Raw genomic sequence first — 14,419 nt, forward strand, 5'->3', positions numbered from 1 at the left:
CGATCCGGGGAGCACATCCCCGTTTCACTCGGACGCCGGGTTAAACGGGGAAGCGATCCCCGGTTATTTCCCCACGTGAATGTGACCTGCATCACATAATCGTTTCGCGTGGAGACAGCGGCGGCAGAGGGCGGGGCCACGATCGGACGCCCCCAGCGCGCGCCCCCTCGCGCCCCGGCAGAGGGTGAGCGGGAGGACGCAGCCGGTGACCGGTGGCTGCCCGGACCGGAGGGCCACCGCATGCAGCCGCACCCGCCTCGCCGACGGATACGTCCGCACCGCACGGCCGCGCTGATGTCGGTGACCGTGCTGACGCTGGCCGTCGGAACCTCGGCGGGGCCCGGCGAACGGCTGCGGGAGCAGGCGGCGGTGGCGGCCGGCGCGAACCCGGAGGCCCTCGCGCGGGCCTCCGCGCTCGGGCCGTGCATGATCCGGGGGGCGAGCGCCGTCCAGATGTCCGAGGGGGTACCCACTCCGGGGGGCTACTCCAGGTCTACGGGTACGGTCAGGGCGCTGACCCTGATGATCGACTTCCCCGACGCCAAGGGCCCCGGCAACGCGATGGACCGGTTCCGGGAGTTCTTCCCGCAGACCTCGGAGTGGTTCCGTACCGCGTCCTACGGGCGGCTCGACTACCGGGCCGAGGCGCCCGTGCCGCGCTGGCTGCGGATGCCGAAGCCGTTCACCGCGTACGGGATAGAGCGCGGCGCCCCCTTCGACCCCGGGTACCGGGAGCTGGTCGAGGACATCGTCGCCGCCGCCGACCCGCGCGTCGACTTCCGGGACTACGACCTGCTGAACGTCCTCGTCACCCCGAACGCCGGGCCCTCCGCGCTGGACACGGTCCTGTCGGTGACGTTCGCCGGGAACACCGAGGCGCCGGTCGCGGACGGGGTGCCGGTGGCCAACGCGTCGTTCGTGTACTCGCGGCAGGACGACGGGTCCGGGGCGTACGCCGAGACCGGGTACCGGGTGCTGCCGCACGAGAACGGGCACGTCTTCGGGCTGCCCGACCTGTACACGCAGGAGGGCGGGGGCGCCGTCGGGCACTGGGACATCATGAGCGAGGACTGGGGGGCCAACAACGACTTCCTCGGCTGGCACAAGTGGAAGCTGGGGTGGCTGACGCCGGACCAGGTCAACTGCGCGTCCCTAAAGGGCACTTCCGACTACACCCTGTCCCCCCTCTCCTCCCCCGGCGGACGCAAGCTGCTCTTCGTGCCGACCGGCGGGCGCAGCGGGTACGCCGTCGAACTGCGCACGAAGGGCGGCAACGACGAGTCCGTCTGCCGGCCCGGCATCCTCATCTACAAGGTGGACGCCACCGTCGACACCGGCCTCGGCCCCGTCACCGTCCACGACTCCCGGCGCGACAGCGGGGGGTGCACGCGCAGCCCCAACGTCCACGCGGAGCTGTCCGACGCGACGTTCCGCCCGGGGCAGCGGTTCGCGGACCGGAAGCACGGGGTGAGCATCGCGGTCGAGGGGATCGACGCGGACGGGAACTACGAGGTGTCGGTGACCCGGGGGAAGCCGGGAGCCTGAGAGGCGTTCAAGAGGGAGGCGCTCCCGTACCGTGGGGGCGAGATCTCACCCGGGAGTGCCGCGCTCATGACGTCGTCCGATGCCGTTCCGTCCGAGGTTGTGGCTCCGCTGGTGCGGGGGGTGGGGGTGCTGGAGCGGCTCACCGAGGCCGGGGGGACGCTGAGCCTGAGCGGACTTGAGCGGGAGACGGGGCTCGCGCGGTCGACGGTGGACCGGATCGCGGTGACGCTGGAACGCGTCGGGTACGTACGCCTCGACGGGCGGGACGCCTCCCTCGCACCCCGGGTCGCGGAGCTGGGCAACGCCTACCTCGCCGCGCTGCGGCTGCCCTCGCTGCTGGCCGCCCGCGCGGACCGACTGGCCGACGAACTCGACGAGTCGGTGTCCCTGGCGGTCGGCGACCGGGGCGGCATCCGCTTCATCCACCAGGCCACCCGGCGCCGCACCCTCTCCCTCTCCTTCCGCATCGGCGACCTCCTCCCCGCCGAACGCACCGCCCCCGGGCCCCTGTTCGCGAGCGAGTGGGACGACGCCGAGTGGACGGCGTGGCGCACACGCCGGACGGCCGACCCCGTGGACGCGGGCTTCACGGCGCTGCCGAACCGTGAACTCCCCGACCTCGACGCCGAGTTCGTCCAGCGCGCCGAAGCCGCCGGGCGGGCCGGGTTCGCCGTCGACGACCAGCTCATCGAACCGGGCCTCGTGGCGGTGTCCGTGCCGGTGCGCGGCGCGGACGGGCAGGTCGTGTGCGTGGCCAGCGTCGTGAGCCACACCAGCCGGCACACCGCCGAGGGGCTGCGGACGACGCTGCTGCCCCGGCTCCAGGGGGCCGTCTCCGGGATGGAGCAGGCGCTGCGGGAGGCCCCCGACCCGGTCCCCGGTCCCGCGCCCGCCGGCCTCGCGGGGTGGACGCAGGCGTCGAAGCAGGAGCTGGGGCGGGAGTTCGTGGAGTCGCTGGCGCGCGGACTGAGCGTGCTCACGGCGTTCGGCGAGGGGCGGGCGCTGCTCACCCTCAGCGAGGTCGCCAAGGCGACGGGGCTCTCCCGGGCGACCGCCCGCCGGGCCCTGATCACCTTCCGGCACCTGGGCCTCGTCCGACTCGCCTCGGACCCCCGGTACTTCACCCTCACCCCCCGCGTACTGGACCTGGGATTCCCCCCGTTGTCCCGCACGACCCTCGCCCGCATCGCCCGGCCCCACCTGGAGAACCTCGCCGCCCGCATCCAAGAGCCCGTCTCCCTGGGGGTGTTGGCCGACGGCGGCGAGGTGCAGTACACCGCGCAGGTCACCGCCCGGCACGTGATGAGCGTCGACACCGGTGTGGGGACCCGGCTGCCCGCCTGGGTGACCGCCCTCGGGCGGGTGCTGCTGGCCGATCTCCCGGACGGGGAACGGGAGTTCGGGGAGCTGTCCGCGTACACCTCCCGGACCGTGACCGACCCGGCGGCGCTGCGGGGGATGCTCGACGAGGTGCGGGACAAGGGATTCGCCCTGGTCGACGAGGAGTTGGAGGACGGGCTGCGGTCGGTCGCCGTGCCCGTGCGGGGGCGGGACGGGCGGGTCGTGGGCGCGGTGAGCGCGTCGACTCACGTGGCCCGGCGGTCTGTTGAGGAGTGCGTGTCCGTGATCCTGCCCGAACTGGCCGACGCCGCCGGGCGGATCTCGGGGGAGCTGGGGGTGGTGTCGCGGTTCATCCGGGTGAAGTGAGGGGTCTGGGGAATACGGGGGGATCAGCTTCCCTTCCTGAACACGAACCCCTCCAGCGACACCACATGCTCCCCCCGGTTCTCCCGGTACCCCACGCAGTACCGCGTCGGATACCACCCGCTCTCCCGCCACGCCGCCGGCTGCCGGAACGGCACGCAGACGTCGGCGACCGTGCCGTCCCGCTGTCCCGCCAGCCAGGACTTGGCGATCATCGCCTCGTAGAAGGTGATCCGGCCGTCGTAGGCACCGTAGATCCAGGTGTGCGTGAACGGGCGGCCGTTCAGCTCGGGGGCCCGTGCGTCGAGGAGGTGGTTGCCCATCGCGGGCTCGACGGCGTTCATGTCGGCGAAGTCGGGGGCGGTGTAGCGCACGGGGACGGGCTTCTTGGCGCGGGCGTAGTCCTCGCAGTCCATGTTGGCCTCGCAGGGGCCGGTCCCGATGGCGTCCCGTTCGGCTTTCGGCTGGATGTAGAAGTGGAAGTCGAAGTGCGGGGTGTCGTACACGCCTTTCGGGTTGTGCCCCGCCGGATTCCAGTTCACCAGGTCCCAGGTGAACGGCGAATTCGATCCGCCGGGCACCTCAAGGGCGTTCTCGTGGCCGACGGAACATTCCATGTGGAGGTCGAGACGGCCGTCCCCGTTCCGGTCGTAACAGTGCTTGCCGTCGCTGACGGCCGTGGGCAGCCCGCGCAGCGCGGACGCCGCGAACACGACACCGACGGCGACGGGACGGCCGTCCGCCTGCTGCGCGTACGCCCGCAGGGTGCCGTCCCCCAGGGCCACGGGCTTGCCGTACGTGGCGCAGGGGCCCGCGTACGACGGCGTCGTCCGCAGGAGGGCGGGGACACTCTCGGCGGGGACGCGGGCCGGGTGCTCGACCGTCCGGTTCCCGGCGGGCACGAGGCACACCGGGACCCGCCCGTCCGCCCCGGCAGCCGTGCCCGCGGCCGGAATTCCGGCCAGGATCAGCGCCGTGCACAGAATTCGCGTCCGCAGGCCGGAGCGTTTCATGGAATTCCCCTCTGCCGGGTTTATCGCGCGCGTTCCGTGCACGCATATCCAACATCGGGGGTTTCTCCTCTTTTCTCCTGGCCAGCTACCTCGTCCGGGTGACCGCGGGCGTTCGGGGCCGGGGCGGGGCCGGGTGCGGGACCCCGAGAGCGTCGTCGCGAGAATCCGCGCAAGCGCCTACTCCGGAATCAGCCGCACACCCTGAACCCACCCCTGCCCGCATCCGCTACCCTGTCCTTGGTCTGTTCTCCACAGACCCCCGCCTTCGTAGCTCAGGGGATAGAGCACGGCTCTCCTAAAGCCGGTGTCGGCAGTTCGAATCTGCCCGAGGGCACGTAGTTGATCAGGGCGAAGGCCCCGGATCCCCCAGCTCAGGGAGGGTCCGGGGCCTTCCTTGTATCCCGCCCGCGCACCCTTGCGCAGGTCACGCCGCAAGCAAGCAACCCTCGCGCTCGCCGGAGTACGGGGTTGCCGTGCCGAGGCTCCATCGAGAGGGGGGCACCGCATCCGCTCACCCCTTGGCCAGAGGTGGTTCCTCCGGCCAGGGTGACCCGCCGCCGGCGCTCGGGGGAGGCACGCGGCGGCGGGCCCGGCCGCCAGGCGGGGAGCCGGGGGCGGCCGTCGGATCTCGCTCTCGTCCCGTCGGCGCAGGTCGAGAGCGAGGGCGGGGTCTGGGGCTCGGCCGGAGGCGAAGGCAGGGGCGGGACCGGACACGGGGGCTATATCGGAGCCGCAGCCTCAGCCTCCGGCTGCTCCTGGCCGTACGACGATGAGGCGGACGACGGTGAACTGGCCCCGCCCCTCCGAACCGCCCCCCACTCCGCGAGCCGTTCCGCGACGAACATCGGACTGACCCGGAACTCCCGGGCCAACGCCGACGCCGACACCCCCTGCCGGTACCGGCTCACCACGTCCTCCCGCGCGCTGACGAACTCCGCGCGCGCTGCCCGTACTTCCGCACTGCTGCGGCGCCCGGCACGCCCCCTGAACACCCGGGCCCCTGCCCGCCGGTACCGCAACGCGTCGACGAGGTTCCGGCGTTGCTCGCCCCACTCGTCGAACCGGCGTCCCAGCCAGCCGGAGGTGACGCCGTACTCGTCCGCGAGGCCGCTGAGCGGGGTGCCCAGCCGATATCGCCGGATGACCAACTCGCGCTCGTCCAGCACGCGTTGCCTCGCGGCAGCGCGCTCCGGGTTCACAGTCACGATTCACCCTTGGGCGCGGGGGTGCCGGAGTGGCCGGTGCCGTGGGTGCGGATCATGACGTTGCAGTCCGTCACCCGCGACAGGTCGCCGTCCCGCGCCGCCTGGGCGCGTTCCTCGGCGAGTTCGCCGCACCGGGCGCAGTCCGGATTGGGATTGGAGACGGGCTGAAGAGCCTGTGGATCGACCGGCTCGGCGGAAAGCGGCTGGATGGACACCTGGTGTTCTCCTTCAGGAACTCTGGCGGTATGGCATGTGCAGCGGCAGCGGGGTATCAGGACCAGCCGCCCCTTGGAGTGAGGCATCGGGATGTCCTCGGTGAGGCGACAGTCGCCATGGCCGGACTCCGGCCCGAACTGGATGGCGACCGCGCACGCCGAGGACAGGTACTCCAGGTCGTCTTTGGAGGTCATGTCCGGTCCGCCTGCGGTGTCAGGCCGTACACGGTGCGGCAGTTGCCGCATGCGTACAGGACGAACGTGGCGCCCCGGCCTTTCCCGATGAGGCCGATCACCCGCACGCCGTAGGCGTACTCCTTGTGCCAGGCGCAGAAGCCGTAGATGCCGGCCTGTCGGGCCGGGCGGGTCACTGGGGTACCTGCTTCAGATACCACAGGGCGGTCGCGGTCCCGCAGCGGGCGTCGTCGTCCACGCACTGCTCGCACATGCCGGCGTGCGCGCGGAGGGTCTGGTCGGCGGCCCTCGCGACGCAGGTGGTGCAGGCGCGCGGGAACGTCGAGTAGTGGCTGTGCCGTCGCTCGCCGAGGTCTACGGCCGTCGCCGTGTCCAGCCTCGTCCGGCACCAGACGCATGCGACGCCCCGGGCCTGTGCCTGCGTCAGCTCGGGGTGGGGCGGCAGGCTCAGGAGGGTGAGCGCGCTGGGGGTAGCAGTTTCGGGCGGCATGTCACGCCTCCACGGTCACGGTGGTCCGTCTCACACCGCGACCGTAGGAGACGCGAGGGCGCCCCCAACAGACACGTTCCGTAGCTGTTCACTTACTTGAAGGAGCGCAACGGCTACGGACCATAGCCCTTACGCGACCCCGAAGAACCCCGCCAGCTCCCGCTGCTTTGCCGTCAGCCGCCGCTTCTTGGACGCCCGAAGCGACAACTCGAAAGTGCTCTCCGCCATCTGCTGATGCCTCAACCACTCCGGCGCCTCAGCATGCAGCACGGCCAGAACCTGAGTCGCCTCATCCACCTCATGCACCTGCACATGCGCCTGCGCCACGTCGAGTTGATGCCTGTTCCACGTGTTCGCCGTGGCCGATACAACGGCGGGCAGGCGGGCGGAGAGGCCGAGCACCCGACGCGGCTGATCGGCCACGACCTGGTTCTCGATTGCCTGGAACGCGACCGCGCTCCAGTCGAACTTCCCCCAGCCGTACCGGTTCGCCGCCGCGCTTCCCCCCAACGCGGCCCCTGCCGTGCGCGCCAACCGCAGCATCTCCCTGGCCTCCTTCGGCCGGTTGTTCCGCGCTGCGGCCGATGAACCTCGGATCAGCAAACGGCCCCACGCGCCGAGTTCCCCCTTGGTAGCGCGGGAGATCCGGGGCTCCACGTCATCAGCCGCCGCCATGGCCAGCCGCTCCGCCTCGTCCAGCCGCCCCTGCCGCATGAGCAGCCAGCCCTGGAGGTACACGGAGGACGCTGCCCGCGCCCGGTCATCGGCCGCGACCGCGTCGAGGAGAGCGTCTCGCAGAGCGGTGTGGGCGAGGTCGTAGGCGCGGACCTGCGTCAGGTACCGGCCGGTCGTCTGGAGAACATCGGAGCGGATCTGGAGGGCCTCGGTGTGGTGAGGCCCGTGGTCGAAGTGGTCGACGGCTGCGCGGGCGGACAGCACGAGCGCGGGCAGGAACATTGAGGTCCGCCCGTAGTCGTCGCTGTAGTACGAGTCGGCGAGCCCGGCGGCGGTCGCCCGGAGGCGCGTGAGATCAGGATCGGGGTCGACGGTGTCGCCGAGCAGCAGGCGACCGGTCGGGCCCATAGGCGGGGCGATGGCCTGCCGCAGGGGCATGAGGTCGATCTTGTCGTCGTCGGCCCGCGTGGTGGCGTGAGGAGCGCGAGGTTCGAAGAGCGCTGCGGTGTGGACACGGAGGGCACGGGCGAGCGCGTGGTACGTGGTGAGGGCCCCGTTGCCGCCTTGCTCGATCTTCTTCACGACGCCGATACTCAGGCCGGATTGAGCCGCGAGTTCTTCCTGAGTGAGCCCGCGCGTCTGCCTGATTTTCCGGATCTGAGTTCCGGGGAGGTCGGCGGGGGCGATGTATTCGGGCATACTGAGTGCTCCGTTCTCTGGTCGCACTTAGAACGGTACTGCCGTCCGGCCCCCGCTTGCGGGGGCCGTACTGCTTGTGGCCCCGGGCATGACGAAGTGCCCCCCCACCCTCCCGAAGGAGAGCAGGGGCCGCGGTCATGTGCCGTCAGGCAACCGGGGCTCGGCTCTCCTGAAGCCGGTGTCGCAGGTTCGAATCCTGCCGAGGGCACAGCCGACCAGGGCGAGGGCCCCGGATCTCCCGCTTCGGGGACGGTCCGGGGCCCTCTTCATGCCCTCACGCCGTCGCCCGCTCCCCTTCCCGCCCCCGCACATCCACCGCCGGCGCCAGGAACGCCGCGCACCCCACGAAGACCAGGACGACGAGCATCGCCGGCCGCAGGCCCACGTGTTCGCCGAGGAAGCCGAGGCCCGGTGGGCCGACCAGGAACGCGAGGTAGCCGATGATCGCGACGAGGCTGACGCGGGCGGTCTCGTCGGGGCCGGATTCGCCGGCGGCCGACAACGCCAGGGGAAAGCCCAGGGAGGCGCCGAGTCCCCACAGGAGTACGGCGATTCCGGCGACGACGGCGCTGTCCGCGACGATGACGAGGAGGAGCCCGAGCCCACCGGAGACGGCGCTCGCGCGGACGACGATCACGCGTCCGTACCGGTCGAGGAAGTACCCCCCGCCGAACCGCCCGAGCGTCATCGCGGCGGCGAACCCGGCGTAGACGAGGGACCCGGCGGCCTCCCCCATCCCGTGCCCGTCGACCATGATCAGCGGCAGCCAGTCGTTGGCGGCCCCCTCGGCGAGCGCCATGGCCAGCACGATCGCACCGATCAGCAGCAGCTTCCGGTCCTTCCAGACGGCCGTCCCGCCACCCTGGTCCTGCGCCGCGGCACCTGGGTCAACTCGCCCTGTACCAGCGGGAATCGCCGGTATCGCGTAGCCCAGAAGTACTACGGATACGACGGTGGCGGCACCGAGGTGCCACGGCACCGGCACGTCCGCGGCCGTGGCGGCGATGCCCGCGCCCGCGCCGAGGACGGTACCGAGGCTGAAGCAGCCGTGGAGGGCCGGCATGGTCGTCACGCCGGAGAGGCGTTCGACGTCGGTCGCGTCGATGTTCATCCCGACCTCGCCGCCGCCGACGCCGGCGCCGACGAGGAAGAGGCCGGCCGTGACGATCGGGGTGGAGGCGGCGAGGGCACCCAGGGCGATCGTCGCGAGGCCGCCGACCAGGACGGTCATCCCCCAGATGATCACCGGCCGGGTGCCGAAGCGGGAGACGAGGCGGCCGGAGCAGAGGATGCCCAGCATCGAGCCGAGGGAGAGGCCGAAGAGGACGAGCCCCATCTGGCCGGTGGACACGTCGAGCCGGTCGCGGATCGCGGGGGTACGGGTCACCCACGACGCCATCGAGATCCCGGCGAGCAGGAAGAAGACGAACAGCGCCCGGCGGCGTCTGCGCACGGCCTGATCCATGAGAATGCGTCTCCGTGGGTAGGGCGTTCGGATTCCGGTCGGGCCCCTTCACCCACCGGCTTGGACAAATGTACATGCCTGCTCACGGCGGTAAGGAAGCGTTTTCGGCAATGACTCAGGACACATCGACACCCCCCGGCCGCCGGGACGTGATCCTCGCCGCCGCGCTGGACGTCGTCGCCGAGGAGGGCGCGATCCGGGTCACGTACCGCAGGATCGCCGCCGCCGCGGGGGTGCCGCTCGGCTCGGTGACGTACTACTTCGACGACCTGGACCAACTGCTCACGGAGGCGTTCACGCGCCTCGCGGAGACGGTCTCGGCGAGCTACCGCGCCCAGCTGGAGGCGGCCCGCACCCCGCAGGAGGCCCGCGAGGCGGTCGTCGACATCATGAGCGGCACGCTGTGGACGAGCGACCGCGATCCGCTGCTGACGTTCGAGCTGTACGCGTTCGCCGCGCGCACCCCGGCGCTGCGGACCGTCCTGAACAGTTGGATGCGGGCCAGCCGGGACGCGCTGGCCCGGCACTTCGACCCGCTCACCGCACGGGCGCTGGACGCGCTCGTCGAAGGGTTCACGCTGCACAACTTCTTCGACGACACCCCCATCGGGCGGGACGACATCGCGGCGGTCGTGCAGGCGGTGCTGGACCGCGAGATCTGACCGGAAACGGCGTCGAAACATTCGTCACTCACATGCCGTTCGACGGTGTGATTAATCGAGTCACTCGCACCACACCAGCTCTGAGCTGCACATATGGTTTCGAATGTTTCGGTGTCGATGCCGAAACTGTTGACAGTCGAATAGCGCCTCCCAACACTGTCCCCCGTCAGCTCCCCTACCCCAGGAGGACTAGGAGGCAGCACGCTGTGAACCCCCTGAGCCGCTTCAAGATCTTCGCAGCAAGCGTTTGCACAACCGCCCTGGTCGCACTGATCGCTCTCGTGATGCCGGGCACCGCGCACGCCGCGACAGTCGTCACGACCAACCAGACCGGTACCAACTCCGGGTACTACTACTCGTTCTGGACGGACTCGCAGGGCACCGTCTCGATGACCCTCAACAACGGCGGGAACTACAGCACTTCGTGGCGCAACACCGGCAACTTCGTGGCCGGCAAGGGCTGGAGCAACGGCAGCCGCAGGAACGTCAGCTACTCCGGCAGCTTCAACCCGTCCGGGAACGCCTACCTCGCGCTGTACGGGTGGACCTCGAACCCGCTCGTCGAGTACTACATCGTCGACAACTGGGGCACCTACCGCCCGACGGGCACCTACAAGGGCACCGTGAACAGTGACGGCGGCACGTACGACATCTACCAGACGACCCGGTACAACGCCCCCTCCGTGGAAGGCGTCAAGACGTTCAACCAGTACTGGAGCGTCCGGCAGCAGAAGCGCACCGGCGGCACCATCACGACCGGCAACCACTTCGACGCGTGGGCGCGGGCCGGGATGCGACTCGGTTCGTTCAACTACTACATGATCATGGCGACGGAGGGCTACCAGAGCAGCGGCAACTCCAACATCACCGTGAACTGAGGGGAGTTGATCGCATGGTCTCGGTACGACCTCTCAGGGCGCGGTCTCTCGCCGCCACGGTGACGGTCGCCGCGCTCGCGGCGGCGGGCGGGTTCGCGGTGGACGCCGCTCCCGCGCGGGCCGCCGCCTGCTCCGGGTACGTCGGGCTCACCTTCGACGACGGGCCGAGCGGCAGCACGCAGGCGCTGCTGACCGCCCTGACCTCGAACGGCCTTCGGGCCACGATGTTCAACACCGGCCAGAACGCGGCAAGTTACCCGGCGCAGGTGCGGGCGCAGGTGTCGGCCGGGATGTGGGTCGCCAACCACAGCTACACCCACCCCCACCTCACCCAACTCTCCCAGGCCCAGGTCGACTCGGAGATCTCCCGGACGCAGTCGGCGATCGTCGGCGCGGGCGGCGGGACGCCGAAGCTGTTCCGGCCGCCGTACGGCGAGACCAACGCGACCGTGCAGTCGGTGGCCGCCAAGTACGGGCTGCGGCAGATCATCTGGGACGTCGACTCGCAGGACTGGAACAACGCGAGCACCGACGCGATCGTGGCCGCCGTCGGGCGCCTGGGCAACGGCCAGATCATCCTGATGCACGACTGGCCGGCGAACACCCGGGCGGCGATTCCGCGGATCGCGCGGAATCTGGCGTCGCGGGGGATGTGTGCGGGGGCGATCTCGCCGAGTACCGGGCGAGCGGTGGCTCCGTAACCGTTTCTCCGGCCGTTTCTGCGGCGCGGTGGCAGCCGGCCGCCGCGCCGTCGGCCGTACCGGCGTCCGGGGGTCGGGAGCGGGGTCCCTCTCAAGTCGTACGGGTCGTACACCTCGTCAGGGCCGGGCCCCGGCAATCCAGCGGACGGGTGAGACGGGGGCATATGCGGTGGTGACCGGGGACGGGTTGCCACTTGAGCGCCTGTTGTACGCCTCCCGGGGGAGGGGGTCCACGGGATAGGTGTGGTGGGGGCGTCCAGGGCCCGGAGAGTGGCGTGGCCTCGAAGCCGCGTGGCCGGAAGGAGTTGGGATGCCGCACAGACGCGTCACCCCGGGCGAGCGGTGGGGGCGGCGAACGGGGGCCAGAGCGGGGGATCCGCTGGAGAACCGGATCGTCTGCGAGGGGTTCCGGGGGACCTGGTGGCGCCTCGACCCGCCACCGCTGGAGCGGCGGACGGTCGTCCAGGCCGACGGCCAGCTCGCCGCGCTGACCGCCGCCCGGGCCCATCTCGGCAGCCCCGGCGAGCTGTTGATCGTCGCGCGGGAGCGGGTCGACGAGACGTTGTGCAAGGAGTTGCGGCGGTTCTCCGAGGGGCGCCCCGGCCGGCCGGGGCGGATCTGGCTGCCGACCAGCGGCAGCGCGGGCCGCCCCCGGCTCCTCGCGCACACGCTCTCCTCCCTGACGACACTCGGCGCTCCCCCGCCGCCGTACCGCTGGCTGCTCCCCTACTCCCCCGGTACGTACGCCTGGTGGCAGCTCGTGGCGCTCAGCCTCGCGTACCCCGGGCAGGACCTCGTGACGGCGCCGGGGCCGCGCCCCGACCAGTGGCTGCCGGTGGCGCTCGCGGAGGGCGTGGACGCGGTCTCGGCGACGCCGTCGTTCTGGCGGCTCGCGCTGGCCTCCGCGGACCCCGGGCTCGACCGGTTCCAGCCCCGGCAGATCACGCTGGGCGGTGAGCCGGTGGACCAGCCGCTCCTGGACCGGCTGCGCGGTGTCTTCCCCGGCGCGCGGATCAGCTGGATCTACGCGTCCACCGAGGCCGGTGCCTGTGTCGTCGTGCACGACGGGAAGGCCGGGTTCCCCGTCGAGTGGCTGGAGCGCACGGACGGCGCGAAGCCGGGACTGCGGGTGCGGGACGGGCAGTTGTACGTCCGTCCCGTGCACGGCGCGGACGGGGTGCCGGAGTGGATCGCGACCAGTGACCGGGCCGAATTCGTGGGCGGGCGTGTGGTGTTGAGCGGGCGGCTCGGCCAGGACCAGCTGAACGTGGGCGGGTTGAGGCTGTCGGCGGGGCAGGTGCGGGATGTGCTGCTGGCCCACCCCGAGGTGCACTGGGCCCGGGTGTTCGCGCGGACCGCGCCGTTCGTCGGGTCGGTGGTGGCCGCGGAGGTCGTATCGGACGCGTCCGAAGGGGAGTTGGTGAACTGGTGCACCAACCGGCTGCCCGGTCACGCGGTCCCCCGGTTCTTCACCGCGCTCGACACGGTGCCGCTCACGACGACGCTGAAGAGCCAGCTCGACAAGGCCGCGCGCGGCAGCGGTTGAGGGCGGCTGTCCGGTCCGGCGCCTACCCGCCGAACGTTGGAACTTTCTCCCGCACCCGTGTCCCCCGAGTTGGAGCAACTCGCTACCGCCATACGGGCAATGGGCGGCATGCGGGTGCCCGGGACATTCCACCGGAAGGCCGCCGCCCAAATCGGTGTGCACGCAGTGCCGTTGGCGTGGCGCGTGTCGTCGTATTGCGTAACGAGCGCTATTTTCCTCGGAGATGGGACGCGAAAAGCCGCAGGACACCCGGTAGGGGTGGCCTGCGGCTGAGGGAGGCGGTGAAGGAGAGCGGGGTACTACGGGTATCAGGCCATCAGGTCCTTGGTGAGGAACAGGGCCGTGGAGTGCGCCAGGAGGGTGCCGTCAGGGGTGGTGACGTCCGCGTGGGCCAGGATGCGCGGGCCCTGGGTCTGGGTCGCTCTGCCCACGCACGAGATCCGGAAGCTGCCCGCCGGCACCGGCTGGAGCAGGTTCATGGTGAAGTTGCCGGTCACGGCCTTGGTGCCGCGCCGCACGGTCGACAGCGCGGCCAGCGCGCACGCCGTGTCGCACAGGGTCGCGGTGAACCCGCCGTGCGTGAAACCGGGCCAGCTGCTGTGTCCGTCCGTCGGGGTGGCACTCAGGATCACCCGGCCGCGCTCGGCCATCTGGACCCGGACGCCGAGTCCGTCACTGAACGGGAAGAACCCGGTGCCGTGCGCCGCGGACTCCTGAATCGCCTTCAGCCCGCTCATACGACGGAGGCGCCGAACGAACGGGCTGTCCGAGGCGAGGACGGGCGAGAGGGGCGCGAGTGTGGCGGTAGTCATCGGGAAAAACTCCGAGGTCGTAGGGGTGCTGGAAGGCACCCATGCAACAACCCGGGCCGAGCTAATCCAAGGGCCGGATATCCATCTCGGGTGCATGGGGGCGCGCGCCAGGGGCGTGCGAGCCTTGTCCGATCATCGCGCTAAGCGCCTCGCGCGCTCCCCTGTTCGGCCGAGTCCATACGGCTCCTCTTCCACGCCTTCCAGAAGGGGGGCGGGCACCCGGAATCAGCCTCCGGGCGCCCCTCCCCGCCCCCTTCGAGCACCCCGCTCTGTCACTGAGTGCCGCCCAGCTCACTCCCCGGCGGGGTCCAGTGCGCGGGCGTAGTGGGAGATGAAGCCTTCCGGGGCTTCGAAGGGGGTGCCCAGGAGGCCGGTGGGGAGGCCGAAGGCTTCGGTGAGGGTGCGCAGGTGGGGGGCGAGGCGGTCGTGGAGGCGGTCGGTGATCGCCGGGAGGGGTTCCGTGAGGGCGGGGAAGGGGCCGTCGGGGAGCAAGTCGGCGCCGTGGGAACGGCATTGGCGGACCGCGAAGAGGGTGAGGAGGTCGTCGAGGACGCGGCGGGTCGCGCCGGAGACGCCGTCCGCGCGGCGGGCCAGCGCGTCGGCGGCCCGGTGCG

General features: G+C 71.2%; 14 protein-coding genes, 2 tRNA genes and 1 pseudogene. 8 read left to right on the forward strand and 9 right to left on the reverse strand.

Annotated elements, in window-relative coordinates:
• Nucleotides 1-240: 240 nt before the first annotated feature.
• Nucleotides 241-1,545, forward strand: a complete 1,305-nt coding sequence (locus ACVNF4_RS10850) for a M6 family metalloprotease domain-containing protein (RefSeq protein ID WP_461802532.1) — start codon at nt 241-243, stop codon at nt 1,543-1,545.
• A gap of 66 nt (nt 1,546-1,611) precedes the next feature.
• Nucleotides 1,612-3,252: an IclR family transcriptional regulator domain-containing protein gene (locus ACVNF4_RS10855; protein WP_461802520.1), complete on the forward strand. Its 1,641-nt coding sequence runs from the start codon at nt 1,612-1,614 to the stop codon at nt 3,250-3,252.
• 23 nt (nt 3,253-3,275) lie between these two features.
• On the opposite strand, the gene ACVNF4_RS10860 is transcribed toward ACVNF4_RS10855, so the two are convergent.
• Nucleotides 3,276-4,262: a hypothetical protein gene (locus ACVNF4_RS10860; RefSeq protein ID WP_461802521.1), complete on the reverse strand. Its 987-nt coding sequence runs from the start codon at nt 4,260-4,262 to the stop codon at nt 3,276-3,278.
• A 261-nt stretch (nt 4,263-4,523) separates the two neighbouring features.
• Here ACVNF4_RS10860 and ACVNF4_RS10865 point away from each other — a divergent pair.
• Nucleotides 4,524-4,596: transfer RNA gene (locus ACVNF4_RS10865), tRNA-Arg, on the forward strand.
• 385 nt (nt 4,597-4,981) lie between these two features.
• Here ACVNF4_RS10865 and ACVNF4_RS10870 read toward each other — a convergent pair.
• From ACVNF4_RS10870 to ACVNF4_RS10890, 5 genes are all read right to left on the reverse strand, one after another.
• Nucleotides 4,982-5,467 carry a hypothetical protein gene (locus ACVNF4_RS10870; RefSeq protein ID WP_461802522.1) on the reverse strand — a complete coding sequence of 162 codons (486 nt, stop codon included), beginning with the start codon at nt 5,465-5,467 and terminating at the stop codon, nt 4,982-4,984.
• Nucleotides 5,464-5,877, reverse strand: a complete 414-nt coding sequence (locus ACVNF4_RS10875) for a hypothetical protein (RefSeq protein ID WP_461802523.1) — start codon at nt 5,875-5,877, stop codon at nt 5,464-5,466. The genes ACVNF4_RS10870 and ACVNF4_RS10875 overlap by 4 nt, the downstream gene beginning before the upstream one ends.
• Complete coding sequence (locus tag ACVNF4_RS10880; RefSeq protein ID WP_461801810.1) at nt 5,874-6,053, reverse strand: hypothetical protein; 180 nt, start codon at nt 6,051-6,053, stop codon at nt 5,874-5,876. Before ACVNF4_RS10880 ends, ACVNF4_RS10875 begins: the two co-directional genes overlap by 4 nt.
• Nucleotides 6,050-6,367 carry a hypothetical protein gene (locus ACVNF4_RS10885; protein WP_461802524.1) on the reverse strand — a complete coding sequence of 106 codons (318 nt, stop codon included), beginning with the start codon at nt 6,365-6,367 and terminating at the stop codon, nt 6,050-6,052. Before ACVNF4_RS10885 ends, ACVNF4_RS10880 begins: the two co-directional genes overlap by 4 nt.
• A gap of 129 nt (nt 6,368-6,496) precedes the next feature.
• A complete protein-coding gene (locus tag ACVNF4_RS10890; RefSeq protein WP_461802525.1) occupies nt 6,497-7,741 on the reverse strand; it encodes a helix-turn-helix domain-containing protein in 1,245 nt (414 codons plus the stop codon).
• 141 nt (nt 7,742-7,882) lie between these two features.
• Here ACVNF4_RS10890 and ACVNF4_RS10895 point away from each other — a divergent pair.
• Nucleotides 7,883-7,949: transfer RNA gene (locus tag ACVNF4_RS10895), tRNA-Arg, on the forward strand.
• 66 nt (nt 7,950-8,015) lie between these two features.
• On the opposite strand, the gene ACVNF4_RS10900 is transcribed toward ACVNF4_RS10895, so the two are convergent.
• A complete protein-coding gene (locus ACVNF4_RS10900) occupies nt 8,016-9,206 on the reverse strand; it encodes an MFS transporter (RefSeq protein ID WP_461802526.1) in 1,191 nt (396 codons plus the stop codon).
• Nucleotides 9,207-9,316: 110 nt separating this feature from the next.
• On the opposite strand from ACVNF4_RS10900, the gene ACVNF4_RS10905 reads away from it, so the two are divergent.
• The 4 genes from ACVNF4_RS10905 to ACVNF4_RS10920 all read left to right on the forward strand — a co-directional run bounded on the left by ACVNF4_RS10905 (nt 9,317) and on the right by ACVNF4_RS10920 (nt 12,993).
• A complete protein-coding gene (locus ACVNF4_RS10905) occupies nt 9,317-9,868 on the forward strand; it encodes a TetR/AcrR family transcriptional regulator (RefSeq protein WP_461802527.1) in 552 nt (183 codons plus the stop codon).
• 230 nt (nt 9,869-10,098) lie between these two features.
• A complete protein-coding gene (locus ACVNF4_RS10910) occupies nt 10,099-10,746 on the forward strand; it encodes a glycoside hydrolase family 11 protein (protein WP_461802533.1) in 648 nt (215 codons plus the stop codon).
• A 14-nt stretch (nt 10,747-10,760) separates the two neighbouring features.
• Nucleotides 10,761-11,447, forward strand: coding sequence for a polysaccharide deacetylase family protein (locus tag ACVNF4_RS10915; protein WP_461802528.1), 687 nt, complete (start codon nt 10,761-10,763; stop codon nt 11,445-11,447).
• Nucleotides 11,448-11,757: 310 nt separating this feature from the next.
• Complete coding sequence (locus tag ACVNF4_RS10920; protein ID WP_461802529.1) at nt 11,758-12,993, forward strand: AMP-binding protein; 1,236 nt, start codon at nt 11,758-11,760, stop codon at nt 12,991-12,993.
• 308 nt (nt 12,994-13,301) lie between these two features.
• Here the strand turns inward: ACVNF4_RS10920 and ACVNF4_RS10925 are convergent, their stop codons facing one another.
• Together ACVNF4_RS10925 and ACVNF4_RS10930 are read right to left on the reverse strand one after the other, a co-directional pair.
• Nucleotides 13,302-13,805, reverse strand: a complete 504-nt coding sequence (locus tag ACVNF4_RS10925; protein ID WP_461802530.1) for a PaaI family thioesterase — start codon at nt 13,803-13,805, stop codon at nt 13,302-13,304.
• Nucleotides 13,806-14,096: 291 nt separating this feature from the next.
• Nucleotides 14,097-14,419, reverse strand: a pseudogene (locus ACVNF4_RS10930) (hypothetical protein); the annotation flags it as partial.

This window comes from Streptomyces sp. S6, assembly GCF_054880855.1.

Bases quoted from the DNA above. Each gene is read 5' to 3' on its own strand.
- ACVNF4_RS10925 (WP_461802530.1), bottom strand. From the start codon at position 13,805: ATGACTACCGCCACACTCGCGCCCCTCTCGCCCGTCCTCGCCTCGGAC.
- ACVNF4_RS10875 (WP_461802523.1), bottom strand. From the start codon at position 5,877: ATGACCTCCAAAGACGACCTGGAGTACCTGTCCTCGGCGTGCGCGGTC.
- ACVNF4_RS10890 (WP_461802525.1), bottom strand. From the start codon at position 7,741: ATGCCCGAATACATCGCCCCCGCCGACCTCCCCGGAACTCAGATCCGG.
- ACVNF4_RS10915 (WP_461802528.1), top strand. From the start codon at position 10,761: ATGGTCTCGGTACGACCTCTCAGGGCGCGGTCTCTCGCCGCCACGGTG.
- ACVNF4_RS10900 (WP_461802526.1), bottom strand. From the start codon at position 9,206: ATGGATCAGGCCGTGCGCAGACGCCGCCGGGCGCTGTTCGTCTTCTTC.
- ACVNF4_RS10855 (WP_461802520.1), top strand. From the start codon at position 1,612: ATGACGTCGTCCGATGCCGTTCCGTCCGAGGTTGTGGCTCCGCTGGTG.
- ACVNF4_RS10850 (WP_461802532.1), top strand. From the start codon at position 241: ATGCAGCCGCACCCGCCTCGCCGACGGATACGTCCGCACCGCACGGCC.
- ACVNF4_RS10905 (WP_461802527.1), top strand. From the start codon at position 9,317: ATGACTCAGGACACATCGACACCCCCCGGCCGCCGGGACGTGATCCTC.
- ACVNF4_RS10885 (WP_461802524.1), bottom strand. From the start codon at position 6,367: ATGCCGCCCGAAACTGCTACCCCCAGCGCGCTCACCCTCCTGAGCCTG.
- ACVNF4_RS10860 (WP_461802521.1), bottom strand. From the start codon at position 4,262: ATGAAACGCTCCGGCCTGCGGACGCGAATTCTGTGCACGGCGCTGATC.
- ACVNF4_RS10920 (WP_461802529.1), top strand. From the start codon at position 11,758: ATGCCGCACAGACGCGTCACCCCGGGCGAGCGGTGGGGGCGGCGAACG.